Source organism: Maribacter sp. IgM3_T14_3 (assembly GCF_049603095.1).
Taxonomy (GTDB): domain Bacteria; phylum Bacteroidota; class Bacteroidia; order Flavobacteriales; family Flavobacteriaceae; genus Maribacter.
Genome location: NZ_CP187138.1, coordinates 4,433,099 through 4,448,385, shown reverse-complemented (window position 1 = coordinate 4,448,385; position 15,287 = coordinate 4,433,099). Strand labels below are relative to the sequence as shown.

17 protein-coding genes are annotated in these 15,287 nt (G+C 34.3%); 12 read left to right on the top strand and 5 right to left on the bottom strand.

Annotated elements, in window-relative coordinates:
- Nucleotides 1–45: 45 nt before the first annotated feature.
- The 9 genes from ACPF9A_RS19580 (at nt 46) to ACPF9A_RS19540 (ending at nt 8,360) form a co-directional block, all read left to right on the top strand.
- Nucleotides 46–1,116, top strand: a complete 1,071-nt coding sequence (locus ACPF9A_RS19580; protein ID WP_423999647.1) for an acyl-CoA reductase — start codon at nt 46–48, stop codon at nt 1,114–1,116.
- Nucleotides 1,117–1,180: 64 nt separating this feature from the next.
- Nucleotides 1,181–2,245: a 3-phosphoserine/phosphohydroxythreonine transaminase gene (gene serC / locus ACPF9A_RS19575; protein ID WP_423999645.1), complete on the top strand. Its 1,065-nt coding sequence runs from the start codon at nt 1,181–1,183 to the stop codon at nt 2,243–2,245.
- Nucleotides 2,246–2,414: 169 nt separating this feature from the next.
- The gene (locus tag ACPF9A_RS19570; protein ID WP_423999643.1) at nt 2,415–3,365 is read left to right on the top strand and encodes a D-2-hydroxyacid dehydrogenase; all 951 of its coding nucleotides are present in this window, start codon (nt 2,415–2,417) and stop codon (nt 3,363–3,365) included.
- Between the two features lie 70 nt (nt 3,366–3,435).
- On the top strand, nt 3,436–4,071 hold the full coding sequence (locus ACPF9A_RS19565) for a DUF937 domain-containing protein (protein WP_423999641.1): 636 nt from the start codon (nt 3,436–3,438) through the stop codon (nt 4,069–4,071).
- 67 nt (nt 4,072–4,138) lie between these two features.
- Nucleotides 4,139–4,603 carry a DUF6146 family protein gene (locus tag ACPF9A_RS19560; protein ID WP_423999639.1) on the top strand — a complete coding sequence of 155 codons (465 nt, stop codon included), beginning with the start codon at nt 4,139–4,141 and terminating at the stop codon, nt 4,601–4,603.
- Between the two features lie 30 nt (nt 4,604–4,633).
- Nucleotides 4,634–4,948, top strand: a complete 315-nt coding sequence (locus ACPF9A_RS19555) for a DUF6787 family protein (protein WP_423999637.1) — start codon at nt 4,634–4,636, stop codon at nt 4,946–4,948.
- Nucleotides 4,949–5,006: 58 nt separating this feature from the next.
- Nucleotides 5,007–5,312 carry a DUF2645 family protein gene (locus tag ACPF9A_RS19550; protein ID WP_423999635.1) on the top strand — a complete coding sequence of 102 codons (306 nt, stop codon included), beginning with the start codon at nt 5,007–5,009 and terminating at the stop codon, nt 5,310–5,312.
- 65 nt (nt 5,313–5,377) lie between these two features.
- Complete coding sequence (locus ACPF9A_RS19545; RefSeq protein WP_423999634.1) at nt 5,378–7,771, top strand: TonB-dependent receptor; 2,394 nt, start codon at nt 5,378–5,380, stop codon at nt 7,769–7,771.
- 34 nt (nt 7,772–7,805) lie between these two features.
- Nucleotides 7,806–8,360 carry a type 1 periplasmic binding fold superfamily protein gene (locus ACPF9A_RS19540; RefSeq protein WP_423999632.1) on the top strand — a complete coding sequence of 185 codons (555 nt, stop codon included), beginning with the start codon at nt 7,806–7,808 and terminating at the stop codon, nt 8,358–8,360.
- Between the two features lie 61 nt (nt 8,361–8,421).
- On the opposite strand, the gene ACPF9A_RS19535 is transcribed toward ACPF9A_RS19540, so the two are convergent.
- The 4 genes from ACPF9A_RS19535 to folE form a co-directional block, all read right to left on the bottom strand.
- A complete protein-coding gene (locus ACPF9A_RS19535) occupies nt 8,422–8,907 on the bottom strand; it encodes a monoheme cytochrome C (protein WP_423999630.1) in 486 nt (161 codons plus the stop codon).
- Complete coding sequence (locus ACPF9A_RS19530; RefSeq protein WP_423999628.1) at nt 8,908–10,128, bottom strand: sulfite oxidase; 1,221 nt, start codon at nt 10,126–10,128, stop codon at nt 8,908–8,910.
- Between the two features lie 53 nt (nt 10,129–10,181).
- Nucleotides 10,182–10,481: a hypothetical protein gene (locus tag ACPF9A_RS19525; protein ID WP_423999626.1), complete on the bottom strand. Its 300-nt coding sequence runs from the start codon at nt 10,479–10,481 to the stop codon at nt 10,182–10,184.
- Between the two features lie 84 nt (nt 10,482–10,565).
- Nucleotides 10,566–11,165, bottom strand: a complete 600-nt coding sequence (gene folE, locus ACPF9A_RS19520) for a GTP cyclohydrolase I FolE (protein WP_423999624.1) — start codon at nt 11,163–11,165, stop codon at nt 10,566–10,568.
- 221 nt (nt 11,166–11,386) lie between these two features.
- On the opposite strand from folE, the gene ACPF9A_RS19515 reads away from it, so the two are divergent.
- From ACPF9A_RS19515 to ACPF9A_RS19505, 3 genes are read left to right on the top strand one after another with little or no spacing between them, the layout of a single operon-like run.
- Entirely contained in the window at nt 11,387–12,067 is a 681-nt protein-coding gene (locus ACPF9A_RS19515) for an ABC transporter ATP-binding protein (RefSeq protein ID WP_423999622.1), read from the top strand.
- A 10-nt stretch (nt 12,068–12,077) separates the two neighbouring features.
- Nucleotides 12,078–12,635: a CPBP family intramembrane glutamic endopeptidase gene (locus tag ACPF9A_RS19510; RefSeq protein WP_423999620.1), complete on the top strand. Its 558-nt coding sequence runs from the start codon at nt 12,078–12,080 to the stop codon at nt 12,633–12,635.
- Nucleotides 12,632–13,396 carry a TIGR02757 family protein gene (locus ACPF9A_RS19505; RefSeq protein ID WP_423999618.1) on the top strand — a complete coding sequence of 255 codons (765 nt, stop codon included), beginning with the start codon at nt 12,632–12,634 and terminating at the stop codon, nt 13,394–13,396. Before ACPF9A_RS19510 ends, ACPF9A_RS19505 begins: the two co-directional genes overlap by 4 nt.
- On the opposite strand, the gene ACPF9A_RS19500 is transcribed toward ACPF9A_RS19505, so the two are convergent.
- Nucleotides 13,393–15,138 (bottom strand): cytochrome-c peroxidase, encoded by a 1,746-nt coding sequence (locus tag ACPF9A_RS19500; RefSeq protein WP_423999616.1) that lies wholly within the window; start codon nt 15,136–15,138, stop codon nt 13,393–13,395. The two genes, ACPF9A_RS19505 and ACPF9A_RS19500, sit on opposite strands and share 4 nt — an antisense overlap.
- Nucleotides 15,139–15,287 lie beyond the last annotated feature (149 nt).

The following is a 15,287-nucleotide window of genomic DNA, read 5'->3' as shown; positions in this document are numbered from 1 at the left end:
ATTTTTGCACAAAGGTAATTCCTAGTGAATTAGTATACAAATATAATGACCCATAGCAACCTTAGTATAGAAGCTTTTGTTAAACTTGGAAATTTTCTAAGAAGATTTTGTGAATTAATTGAAACAAACACGGTTTCTGATCATTTAAATGACAAATGGATCGAACGTTTTAAAACTGAAGCCGAAAGAGCACAACATTATAATGGTTGGTTTTCAGAAGAAAACTGTATTCATGCGTTTCAAGAATGGTCAAATGTATTAACCCAAAATAATTTAGAAAATTGGTTGAATAGTTATGATATTGATGCTAACGATGAAAAGACCGTAGCACTAATAATGGCGGGCAATATTCCCCTAGTTGGTTTTCACGATCTACTATGCGTATTGGTCACGGGCAATAAAGCCTTGGTAAAGTTGTCTAGCAACGATCAAAAGTTGATTCCTTTACTTATTGATTATGTAATAGAAATAGAACCTCATTTTAAAGATAGGGTCATATTTACAAAAGAAAAACTTGAGCATTTTGATGCTGTTATTGCCACAGGCAGTAATAACACCGCACGTTATTTTGAGTATTATTTTGGTAAAAAACCGAATATCATTCGCAAGAACAGAAATTCGTTAGCCGTTATTACAGGCAATGAGACTATCGAACAACTAACTGCTCTTGGTGAAGATATTTTTAGGTATTTTGGATTAGGGTGCAGAAGTGTCTCTAAAATATATATTCCGAGAGGATATGACATTGATACATTTTTCAAAGCTATGTTTTCGCATAGTGATATTATAAATCATAATAAATACGCGAACAATTATGATTATAATAAAGCAGTTTATTTGATGAGCGAGTTCAAAATTTTAGACAATGGATTCTTGATTTTGAAGGAAGAAAAAAGCTTCGGCTCCCCTATCGCCTCTTTGTTTTATGAATATTACGAAGATTTACCTACATTAAAAACCATGTTAAAATCTGAAGAAGACAAAATTCAATGTATCGTATCATCCGGATTTATAGAAAATGAGATATCGTTTGGGCAAACCCAGAAACCTTCTTTAAATGACTATGCAGATGGTATAGACACGGTTGATTTCTTGTTAAGTACATCATTGAATTAAATACGGTTCTTTACTTAAAATTCTTAAAAATTCCTGACATTTGCATCCTTAAATTACAAACAAAATGAAAAAACATAATTTTAGCGCTGGTCCTTGTATATTACCAAAAGAAGTATTGTTAAAAGCTTCTGAAGCGGTTATGGACTTCAATGGCTCAGGACTTTCACTTATAGAAATTTCCCACAGAAGTAAAGATTTTGTTGCCGTAATGGAAAACGCAAGATCATTAGCATTAGAACTACTTGACCTTAAAGACAAAGGCTATCAAGCACTCTTTTTACAAGGCGGTGCAAGCTTAGAGTTTTTAATGGTTGCATATAACTTATTAGAGAAAAAGGCAGGGTATTTAAATACTGGTACTTGGAGCGATAAGGCAATTAAAGAAGCTAAATTATTTGGCGAGGTGGTTGAGGTAGGCTCTTCTAAAGATGAAAACTTTAAATACATACCAAAAGGATATTCTGTACCAACAGGCTTAGATTATTTACACATTACATCGAATAACACGATATACGGAACTCAATTCAAGAAGTTTCCGAAGACCGATTGTCCGTTAATTTGTGATATGAGTTCAGACATATTCTCTAGAACTTTAGATTTCTCTCAATTCGACTTAATTTATGCCGGAGCACAGAAAAATATGGGTCCTGCTGGAACAACATTAGTCGTTGTCAAAGAAGATTTATTGGGTAAGGTTTCCAGAAAAATTCCTTCAATGCTTGATTATCAAACGCATATATCAAAAGATAGTATGTTTAATACTCCACCAGTATTTGCGGTCTATACTTCTATGTTAACTCTAGAATGGCTTAAAAATCTTGGAGGTATTGCTGCCATTGAAGAAATAAATGAGAAAAAAGCAAGATTATTATATTCTGAAATAGATTTGAATCCTGTTTTCGAAGGGTATGCAAATATTGAAGACCGTTCTTTAATGAATGCAACATTTAATTTAACCGATGAAGTTTTAAAATCAACTTTTGACAATATGTTAAAAGAAGCAGGTATTAATGGTCTGAACGGTCACCGTTCTGTAGGTGGTTACAGAGCTAGCATGTACAATGCACTTTCTTTAGAAAGTGTAGGTGTATTGGTAGATGTAATGAGCGAAATGGAACGTAAAGGATAAACGATTTAATATATTCGACAACACTCCTTTCCGCAATTAAATTTCAAAAATGCCTCCGGGATTCCCTCGAGGCATTTCTAAAAAAATCAACTTAAAATTTCGAGGCATGTTCGAACATACGAGCAAAAAAGCCTTGAAATATTAAAATTTCTATTATCAATTAAAACATATGAAGATATTAGCTAATGATGGTATTTCTCAAAACGGTATTGCCGAACTAGAGAAATCTGGATTTGAAGTTTTAACAACAACTGTTGCACAAGAACAGTTGGCTAACTATATAAACGAACATAAAATCGATGCCTTATTGGTACGAAGTGCTACCAAGGTTAGAAAAGATTTAATTGACGCCTGCCCTACCCTAAAATTAATAGGTCGTGGTGGTGTTGGCATGGACAATATTGATGTCGATTATGCTAAAAGCAAAAATATTCATGTCATTAATACCCCAGCGGCATCGTCAGAATCGGTAGCCGAATTAGTATTTGCACATCTTTTCGGTGGTGCCCGTTTTTTATATGATGCTAACAGAAACATGCCTTTAGAAGGTGATAGCAATTTTAAAGGTTTAAAAAAATCATATTCGAAAGGTACCGAACTAAGAGGAAAAACCATAGGTATTTTCGGTTTTGGTAATATTGGTCAAGCAACGGCCAAATTAGCCATAGGTGCAGGTATGAAAGTTTTGTATAGTGATCCTGAAGTTGAACAGGCTGAAATTGAACTTTCATTTTTCGATGGTCAAAAAGTAGCTTTTAAATTAAATAACAGTAGTAAAACTGACCTACTAAAAGAAGCTGACTATATTTCTTTACATATACCAGGGCAAAATAACTATGTTTTAGGGAAAGCAGAATTTGCACAAATGAAAAAAGGTGTAGGTATTGTTAATGCTGCTAGAGGTGGTGTTTTAGATGAAGTAGCTTTGATAGACGCCTTAGAAAATGGATCTGTTGCCTTTGCTGGTTTAGATGTTTATGAATCAGAACCTAAACCAGAAATTAAAATATTAATGCATTCAAGTATATCGCTAACTCCGCATATTGGCGCTGCAACACTTGAGGCACAAGAAAGAATAGGCTTAGAATTGGCAGAACAAATCATATTTCTGTTAAAATAGGTGCTCAATAGCGCATTTTGTTGACTCCTTTTTCGTATTTTACAACATAAACATTTAATTAACTATTACGATGACAGGATTATTAGATTTATTGAATAGCCCAATGGGTAAACAATTAATTAGCGGAGTTGCAGGACAAACAAATCAGTCTGAAGATAAGACCGCAAATGTACTTAGCATGGCAATGCCATTGATTTTAGGTGCAATGAAGAAAAACGTTTCTACCCCTGAAGGTGCTCAAGGTTTAATGAGCGCATTATCATCTAGCAATCATAATGGCGGTATTTTAGACAACTTAAGTGGTCTTTTTGGCGGCGGTGTTGATGATAGCGTAATGGCTGATGGCGCTGGTATCTTAGGTCATGTATTCGGGAACAAACAACCACAAGTAGAAAGTGCATTAAGTCAAAAATCTGGTTTAGATGCAGGTTCAGTAGCTCAAATATTAAAAATAGCGGCCCCAATAGTAATGGGCTTTTTAGGTAAGCAAACAGCACAAAGTAATGTTAGCGATAGCTCTGGCATGAATGCACTTTTAGGTAGCATGTTAGGTGGACAACCACAAGAAAATCAAAGCTTAATAACTTCTTTATTGGATGCTGACGGTGATGGTAGCATTCTAGACGACGTTGCCGGTATGGTAATGGGAAGCAACAAAGGCAAAGGTGGTCTTGGAGGTCTTTTAGGAGGTCTTTTCGGTAAATAAGATTTTTAAAATATAATTTTAGAAGCCGCTTGCAACTGCAAGCGGCTTTTTTTGTATCTTATATTGTATGAAAACGAAATATACCACAACTATTAACGTACTGATTATAAGTACTGTATCATTATTTCTTCTAAATTGTGGAGCATCAAAAGAATCATTAGCGATTTCGAATGATGAAGAGCAAACCTTTAAACAAGTAGAAGGCGACACTATCACCATTTCTAGTGATGAAACTGAATACGAGATACTAATTATTGAACCTGGCTTTAATACTTGGTTAAGTTCAATTGCTAAGCCTGAGGGTTATTATTCTCAAAATTTTCTTGAAACCAGAAACTATATCATGGTTTTAGAATGGAATAACAGAGTAATGCAGCCATCTCGATTTGACCCCAATTTATATGAATTACGCATAGATTACTCAAATCAAATAGATTATGGGTATGAGGTTAATTACAAACTTTATAATTACTTCATCTATTTTCAAAGAAAATATAATCAACGTTTAGGTCCTTTTGTACCCCGTATTTAAAAAGTATATTTGCGGCATTCAATAAATGTCATGCAAAAATTAAAAGAGCGTTGGGGAGTTACCAGCAATTTTCAATTAACTATTATTTTTATTGTTTTTTCTATTACCGGATCGTCATCTGTCTTCGTGGCTAAACCTTTTTTAAATTTAATTGGCTTACAACAAGCTAATTTTCCAGATGCATGGTGGGGAACAGCAATGTATTGGATTTTACGAATTCTCTTAATTTTCCCTTTTTATCAGATACTATTGGTAATATATGGCTGGTTATTTGGGCAATTCAAATTCTTTTGGGCTTTTGAAAAAAAGATGCTTAAAAGATTAGGACTCGGATTCTTATTCTAAAAACATTTGTTAGGTTTTCTTTAACATTCAATTCTACTTCTTTTAGTACTTTAGCGATGTGAAGAAGTCAGTATTTACATATTTATCTGTATTTATCTTGTTTTGCCTTATGTTAATTAAGGTGACTTCATTTCATTTATACTCCCATGATGACAATTCTGTCGATACCATAGAGAATTGTAGCATTTGTGATATGGCGATTCAGAGTCAAAATTCTGAATTTACTTTTGTCGCCATTTTAGTATTAATTCTTTTACCATTTATCTTTTTTACTGATAAAAAAATTACGCCTTTAGTTTTAGAGGCATCTTCCTTTTATTTTAGGTATGCAACCTTCGGCAGACCTCCCCCTTTCCAAGACTAGTACACTATCCATAATTAAATCGATTTGCTTTTAGAATCGGTACATACTTTCGAAAAACTTATATAATGAAAAATTATTTATATGTTTTCGTAATCTTTTGTAGCTCAATTATCTATGCTCAAGATTGCAATTCAATATTAATAGGTGAAATAGTAGATTTCCATGACAACAGTACGTTAAGTGGTGCAACTATTATTCTCACAGGACTAAACAAATCGACAATTTCCAAGGAAAATGGGAAATTCACTTTTAAAAATTTGTGCGACGGAGTTTTAGAATTAGAGATATCGCACCCAGAATGTACAACCAAGTTTATTACAGTAACCATTAATGGTGATACCTTTTCTGAGATTAGACTAGAGCATCATTTAGAAGAGCTAACAGAAGTAAAAGTAATTGGTGACGTACCGAAGAATACCAATTCTGGTCAAGAAGACATTCTCTCTATAAAAGATATAGAACGAAACAGCGGAAACAGCCTAGGTGATGCCTTAAAAAAGATTCCAGGTGTATCTACCTTAAATACCGGAGGAAATATTGTAAAACCTGTAATTCAAGGTTTAAACGGAAGTAGAATTTTAATTCTAAATAATAACGTACGTATGCAAGACATGGAATGGGGAGAAGAACATGCCCCTAATGTCGATGTTAATGCAAACCAGAGCATAAGCGTTATAAAAGGGGCTGCTGCAATTGAATATGGTGGTGATGCCATTGGCGGCGTTATTGTACTAGACCCTTTACCAGTTATAAGAACTGACTCTTTATTCGGAAAAACACAGCTGAATCTCTTTTCAAACGGTCGTGGCGGTAATGTTACATCATCTTTAACTAAATCATACAAATCTGGATTGTATATAAAAGCTCAAGGCTCTTATAAAAGATTAGGGGATTTAGAAGCACCTGATTACCTTCTTTCCAACACTGGAATAAAAGAGAACGGACTTTCGTTTAATGTAGGTAAAAGAGACTTTTTACAAGGATGGGAAGGATATTATTCTTATTTCAACTCAGAAATCGGAATTTTAAGAGCTTCACATATTGGCAATATAGATGACTTGATATTGTCTATAAATAGCCAAGAACCTACCATTATAAATGATTTTACATACGATATCAACCACCCAAACCAAGAAGTTACGCACCATTTAGGAAAACTAAATTACTACAGAAGATTTGAAGGATTTGGTAAATGGACAGCTCAATATGATTTTCAAAAAAATAGAAGGTATGAATATGATATTCGTGTAGGCGATGATGTTGATAAAGCTTCATTGGATCTACAATTAACAACCCATTCTCTTTTGACCAATATACAGTTTGATGCAAAACAAGGGTTAAATATTAAGGTTGGTGTGATGGGTCGATATCAAACCAACTTTGCCAACCCCGATACCGGTGTCAGAAGATTGATACCTGATTATGATAAATATGATTTTGGTCTATTTACTATCGGTAGTTATGAATTAAATAGTAATTGGACCATAGATGCGGGTGCCCGTTATGATTTTAGTAGAATTGATGCAAAAAAATTCTATAGAGTATCTAGATGGGAAGAACGTGGGTATGATGTTGATTTTGCAGACATCGTTTTAGGAGATTTAGGAACACAGTTATTAACCAATCCTGTTTTTGATTACCATAATTTTTCAGGAACTGCAGGTTTCCATTATCAAATAAATGACAAAGACCATTTGCGTTTTAACTATGCGTTTTCACAAAGAGCACCGAACCCTTCAGAATTATTTAGTGATGGTTTACATCATTCTGCAGCACGAATAGAATTGGGTGATTTAAGAATTAAGAGTGAAACTTCATCTAAACTTTCTGCTTCTTTAGAACGAAACTCTAACAAATGGGGTTATACGGTGGCGCCATATCTTAATAGCATAAACGACTTTATCTTACTAGAACCCACAGGTGTAGAATTTACTATAAGAGGTGCATTCCCGGTTTGGTCTTATCGCCAGACTAATGCAGTTTTATTGGGTATTGACGCATCAGTCTATAATAACTGGACATCAAGCATAAGAACCGACCACAAGTTTGCGTGGGTAAGAGGTAACGATACAGAAACAGATACACCATTAATCAATATACCTGCTGCAAACTTTACGAATAACATCACTTATACGAATGCAAAATGGAATAATTTATTGGTGAGTTTAGAAAGTCAATATGTATTCGAACAAACTAATTTCCCGCCAAACATAGAAGTATTTTCTCCACAACAACAGCAAGATGTATTATTAGACATAAATACTCCGCCAGATGCTTATCACCTTATAGCTTTGAATACAGAAGCCTCTTTTACCTTACAAAATAAGAACGATTTAACTGTTGGCTTAAGTGCCACCAACTTATTAAACACCAATTATCGCGATTACTTAAATCGCCAAAGATACTTTGTAGACGACATGGGTAGAAATATAAGTCTGCGCCTAATTTTTAACTATTAATAATAATTACTAACAAATGAAAACAAGAACAACTATGAAAAGAAACAAAACCCTAAAAACAGTTTTAGCATTAAGTCTAATGGCTACAGTAATAACATCATGTTCTAGCGATGATGATACACCAGAAGTAGTAAATGAAGAAGAAATAATCACTACTATGAACATTACTTTAACTAGTGCAAATGGAAACGCAACTTTTCAATCACAAGATTTAGATGGAGACGGACCAAATGCACCTGTTATAACGGCAGATAATTTAGCAGCAAATACAACATATACTGCTAGTATTGAATTATTGAACGAAACTGAAACCCCTGCAGAAGATATTACAGAAGAAGTAGCTGAAGAATCTGATGAGCACCAGTTTTTCTTTGGTCTTACCGGTTCTTTAGCAGAAGTAACTTATGCAGATACTGATGGAAACGGTAACCCAATAGGTATTGAATTTCAACTAACTACTGGCGAAGCAGGTACGGGAACTATTACTATTACATTGCGTCATGAGCCAAAAAAACCAAACGACGGTACTACAGCTGATGCTGGCGGAGAAACTGACATTGCACAGACATTTTCTGTTATAGTAGAATAACTCGAAACCAGATATAATTTAAAAGCCTTTAGTATTTCGCTAAAGGCTTTCTATTTTAAGCTTACTCTTCTAATTGATACCATTCAATATCTGCCAACACCTCTCTTCTACCCTTCTTTTTTGGAGGATAATTGGTTACTAGATAATTGATAATAACAGCTTCATTCTCTCCTAAATCCCACAGATTCTGGGTTTCTTGCATCCATTTGATGGTAGATTTCCATCGTTCTGCATTCATTCTATTCTGAATAACGAGTTTTGAAGAATGACAATTGGTACAGTTCTGAATGGTTTCTGTCATGCCAGGCGCTTCAATAAAACCAGTTCGTAAGTGAATGCCATTTTCAATTTTATCAAAATCATCTTCAACAGGTATATCAACAATTTCTGTATCTGGCTCGTCACCCCTAAAAGCTGATAGACTTGGGTTTACCATAAAATATATCAAAGCGATACCTCCAATTATTGCCAGAGCACTGACTAAAATTATTTTTCGATTTCGGTGTTTAAAACTTGGTTTTAGTTCGCCATTATTTTGCTCTATCATCTATGCAATTTTTACAGCTATTCTATGACAAGCATTATTTAAGTATCCTTTCGGGTTCCAACCTGGTAATAACATTGGCTGACTAACACCATTGGCGTCGGTAGCTTTTGCCCAAACCTCATAATACCCTTCTTGTGGAAAAGAAATTTGCGCAGAGAAATGTTGCCAAGCTAAACGGTTCGCAGGTTTTTCAATAGTACAGGTATTCCACGTGGCACCAAAGTCTATAGAATATTCCATTTTTGCCACTTCTAATTCACCTGCCCAAGCATGCCCTCTTATATTCAGTTTCTTCCCTTTAGTTAATGTTGCCCCAGACCTAGGGTATGTTATTAAAGACTTAACTGGCATAGATTCAATAATGCACATATCTTCATCAGCCACTTTCTCCCCAGGTGCAACCGGTTTACAAGGCACTCTATAAGCAGTACCGGTCATTTTAGCGCCATCATGAACTATATTTCTAATACTGATGCGTTGCAACCATTTTCCAGAAACTGAAGCAGGCCAACCACCAGCAATATTTCGCAATGGATACCCATGTGCTAAGGGTATATCCTCGCCGTTCATTTTAAAAGCTAATATCGTTTCATCTTGCAAAGCCTTAGACATGGGCGCACCTCTAGATATCGGTTCTTTTGTTGGATCTCTACTAAGATGTATATCGGCTGCATGATATCCAAAATATACGGCATCGTCTTTTATACCTACATCTTCTAAAACATCGCGCAATCTAACACCTGTCCAACTTGCGCAATAAACGGCACCAATTGTCCATTGATTACCTTCAGCAGGTGGATCAAATTCACTTCTACCGTTACCACCACATTCTAAAGTTAATTGATAGGTATACTGTTTAAATTTTGATTTTAGTTCGGCAAGTGAGTAAGTTTTTTCTTGTTGAACAGATTCACCGTCTATAGTAAGCGTCCACTTATCAACATCGATTTCTTCAGGAAGGAGTCCGTTATTTCGAATAAAAATTGATTTATTAGGTGTTACCCTATCATCTAGCAGATGAGCTTGAGCCTCAATATTCCAAGGTTTATCGTTTAAAACGACCATACCTTTGTCTTTATTGAATAATTTAAATGGATCTGAATCTTGTAGGGCTAAAGGAGTGTAACCAGCTGGCATTACATTTTTATAAACTATATCTACACCTAATAAGGCAGCCAGACCGCCTAAACTAGATTTTGCAACAAAATTTCTTCTCTTCAAAACTCAAGTTATTTGAGTTAAAGTTAAGATATTTAATAAACTAAAAATAAGATTTAAACTTCTATTGTTTTCCCTTTTTTAGCACCCTTAAAAACATAAGTATACAACCACATTAACGTAAATGAAGGAATTATATCGAACCCTGGTATAATCTCTTCTAAGAAAGTAAATGCACCCGCTGCTTGCCCTACCTTGCCTTTATACATTCTGGTCATGAGCCAACCAGCTAGGGGCGCCCAAACTATATCTGAAAATTCACCTACAAAAGGTATTACGAAAGACAACATACCGATGCCGTCAAAAAGCAACCCCATAAAAAGCTGCTTGTATTTTTTATCTTTTAAAATTGACATATTGAAAAATTAGGTATTCTAACTTAAGAATACAACAAAGATGCCAAATTTTAAAAATAAATGAACAACAGATTTTAAGTACTATTAAGAAAGTTTAGCGCTTATGAGTTTCAAGAACTCGTTTCTTGTCTCGATTTTTTCGAACTGGCCTCTAAATCCTGATGTTGTAGTAACCGAGTTTTGTTTCTGAACACCACGCATCATCATACACATATGAGAAGCTTCAATAACAACAGCTACACCTTTTGGTTTTAAGGTATCATTAATACATTCTAGAATATCGTGCGTAAGTCTCTCTTGTACTTGTAATCTTCTAGCGAAAACATCAACTACACGGGGTATTTTACTTAAACCAACTATTTGACCATTAGGTATATATGCAATATGTGCTTTACCAAAAAATGGTAACATGTGGTGCTCGCACAAAGAATATAATTCAATATCCTTTATGATAACCATGTCATCATATGCTTCTTTAAACATTGCCCCTTTTAAAATCTCTACTGGGTCTTGCTTATACCCTTGAGTTAAAAACAACATGGCTTTAGCGGCACGTTCTGGCGTTTTAACCAAACCTTCCCTCTCTACATCTTCGCCTATTTCATCGATAATAGATGAATATCTGCTTTTAACTTCGTCGGTAATTTCAAGATTGTATTCTTCTAAATTTCTATATGGGGACATAAAATCGCTATTTGTGTTTAACCTAATTTAGTTTAAGTTGAACAAATTTAATATTTTCTTTTATCATCCAACGCAAATAAGTCATAAATATATTTAGCCGAGCACAAATGACATCGTATAATAAGAACGGTAACAACTTAAAGAGAAATACTATTTTTACCCTGCTCCTTTTTCATTAATTTTGAATTTAAGCATAACAATACCTCAAAAACTAATTGCTCATGATAAAAGCTTCTAACATTCATAAATATTACGGAGAATTAGAAGTTCTTAAAGGTGTTGATCTTCATATAAAAAAAGGAGAAATCGTTTCTATTGTTGGTGCTTCCGGAGCTGGAAAAACCACGTTATTGCAAATTTTAGGCACTTTAGATGTTCAGTCGAATCGTAAGGATAGTACATTACTTATCAATAACATTGAAACTACTAATTTGAATGACAAAGATTTAGCGAAATTCAGAAATGAACATATTGGCTTCATTTTTCAGTTTCATCAATTGCTTCCTGAATTTACGGCCATTGAAAATGTATGCTTACCTGCATTCATAAAAAAAACTCCGAAAGCAGAAGCAGAAGTTAGAGCAAAAGAGCTTTTAGATTTCTTAGGCTTATCGCATCGCTATAATCATAAACCATCAGAACTATCTGGTGGAGAACAACAACGAGTAGCCGTTGCCAGAGCCTTAATCAACAACCCATCAATAATCTTTGCTGATGAACCTAGTGGTAATTTAGATTCTGAAAGTGCCGATAATCTTCATAAGTTGTTTTTTGAATTACGGGAAAAATTCGGACAAACATTTGTTATCGTAACCCACAACAGCGAACTGGCAGAAATGGCAGACAGAAAATTAACTATGGTAGATGGTAAAATTGTAGACAAAGAAATCATTTTAGCATAAGCGAAAACATATGCTAGAAGAACTTTTGTTATTTGCTAAGAATCCTGTTTATGAACAGGATAGTACAACTTCATTTTCAAACAAATTAAGAACATTTTTTAAATTATTGCTTGTAGCATTATGTACAAGTATTGTGCTACTAATAGTCGCAAGTTTAGTTGAAAATCTTCTTCAGTTAGAGATGGGTAAACATGCGATGGACGATTTGTTCGATAACTATTCAGTTGCTCTTATTTTCTTTTTAGCTGTAGTGATTGCACCATTTTTTGAAGAACTATTATTTAGGGGCCCTCTTTTATTTTTTAAAGATGCCAATTATTTCAAAATAGTCTTTTATGCATTTACTATAGCTTTCGGGTTCATGCACATTAGTAATTTTGAAATGAGTACTCAAGTATTACTGTTTTCCCCACTATTGGTCGCACCACAAATTGGTGTTGGTTTTCTTTTAGGGTTTATACGCGTTAAATTCGGACTAATTTGGTCAATGGCACTGCATGCTTGTTACAACATGGTATTAGTTGTACCTGTACTGATTATGCAAATTTTAGATATACCGATTGAATGACAAAAAGCGAATTAAAAGTATTTTTAGACGAGAAGGTTATTCAATATAATAATCCTGAGTTTTTAGAAACAGACCCAATACAGATTCCGCATCTCTTTACATCAAAAGAAGACATTGAAATAAGTGCTTTTTTAACTGCTACCATAGCTTGGGGCAACAGAAAGAGCATCATCAATAATTCGCATAAACTTATGGAAAGAATTGGGCAAAGTCCGTATGACTTTGTTCTAAACCATACCGATGAAAATCTCGAAAATTTAGCCGGATTCGTTCATAGAACTTTCAATGATAGTGATCTTACTTATTTTATTCAGAGTTTAAAAAACATCTACACCAATCATAATGGATTAGAAGGAGTTTTTACAAAACATCAAGGCAAGGACAGCTTACAGCCTACAATTTCAGAATTCAAGAAAATATTTTTTGAATTACCATATGAGCAACGTACAACAAAGCATGTTTCTGATCCAGTAAAAGGTTCTGCCGCGAAAAGAATAAATATGTTTTTACGGTGGATGGTCAGAGACGCTTCTACCAAAGTAGACTTCGAAATCTGGAAAGATATTAATCCCTCAAAGTTATCTTGCCCTTTAGATGTACATTCTGGTAATGTAGCGAGAAAACTAGGTTTATTAAAACGGAAGCAAAATGATGCTAAAGCGCTTGCCGAATTGGATAAAAACTTAAGAAAACTGGACCCATTGGATCCAGTTAAATATGATTTTGCTTTATTCGGATTAGGAGTTTTTGAAAAATTCTAATTGACCTTTTCAAATTGTTGGTCGGTCAATGTTTTCATAAAAGCGATAATTGCTTTCGATTCTACTGCAGTTAAGTTCAAAGAATCTGGAGGTAAGGTTTGATAAGGTACATCTAGACCCATTCCTTGACCTCCACCAACATTATAAAACTCTACCACTTCCTCTAAAGTTGTATATACCCCATTATGCATATAAGGTCCCGTTAAATCTACATTACGCACAGTTGAAGTTTTAAAGAAATGTTTCTTCTCCTCCACTTCATATGGGTAATATTGACCCCAATCATCATCTAAAACCGGATTTTCGAAACTTGCGTTCTTAGGCACACCAAGATTCTCAAATTCGCTCTCCATATATTTTGGAGGCACCGTACCATTAAAAGCAGGAGGAAAATGGCAAGTTGCACATGCTGCTTTCCCCATAAAAAGATTAAAACCATCAACTTCTTCGTTGGTCATTGATTCTTCTAATCCGTTTATATTTCGGTCAAATTTAGAATCGAAACTAGAAAGACTTCTTATATAAGTAGCAATCGCATTTCTAGCATTCATATTGGTTATTTTACCATCGTAGAGTGAATCAAATTGAACTCTGTAAACTGGCTGTTGTTGTATTTTTTCTTCCAGTTGTTCTAAATCGATATGAAACTCATTTTCGTTATTGGTAACACCTACAATCTGATCTTCTAACCCGTCTGCCCTACCATCATAAAATAATGAACGCTGATAAACCGCATAAGTTAATGTGGGTGAATTACGTTGTAGTTCTTTTCCATTTACACCGATTGCTTTTACATGACCATCTGTAAAAGCTTTTTCTTTAATATGGCAGGTAGCGCAACTAATTGTACCAATACTAGACAATGTTTTGTCGTTGAATAGTTGGCGACCTAATTCTCTTCTTTCTTCCGTAATTTCTGGAGCTCTTTGCATCGAGAACATTTTCATATTAAAAAAGTTCTTTTCAAATAAACTTGTAGCATTCGGGTTCAATGATCGAGAATCACTTAATTCAACATCCCAATCTTGAGCAGTTTTTAAAGCTAATTCTAACTGTTGATTGGTATGCTCTTTTATAAAAGTATAACGATCAAATTCATCGAAGTTGCCTTTTTTTAAAGTGGCAATGGTAGCTGCTATTTCAGTACTCCAGTCAACATATAATTCCCTATTGGTAAAAGCATCTTTATAAATATCTAAAACCTTTTGTATAGATTCATAATTATAAACCGCTTCATTTAAGGAGTTCGAAAGCATAGGCGAATCAAAACCTGTAATCCCTTTTGTTGCGATATTTACAATAGCATCGCGAATCATTTTTAGATGATGTCTATCTCGCTGCGCAATTAAAATATGATTCTTTTTTACAAAAGGTATTCTAACCTTTAAGTAGGTTAAGACGGAGTTCAATTCTTTATTAGAAAAGCCTTCTTCAGCATATAAAAGCTCTTCTAAAACTTGAAAACTCTTTGGGTCTTGAATCTTAATATCTTGATGGTCATCTATTTCTACTTTTAACAAGTTAGGTGCATTCATAGATACATAATTCTCATAATCATACCCTATGAGCATTGGCTCTACCCTTTTATACCATGCTCTACTTTTAAGAAAAAGCTCTTTATTTTTTGATACGGAATTCAAGGTATCTATCTGTTGCATGTAATGGGAAGTACTGTCTAGAGTAATAAAATAATAATCACGTATAGCATCATTGAACATCGATTGCTCGCTATTTGTAATCATTAATTTTGGATTTGATTCCTCATGTTTACAGGATAGAAAAATACCCAACATCGCTATGAAAATCAATTTATTATGAACTGCTCTCATGTTATTTATTGAAATTGTAATGAATAGAAAAGGTTCCCAATGAAGGGAACCTTTTTAAAAGA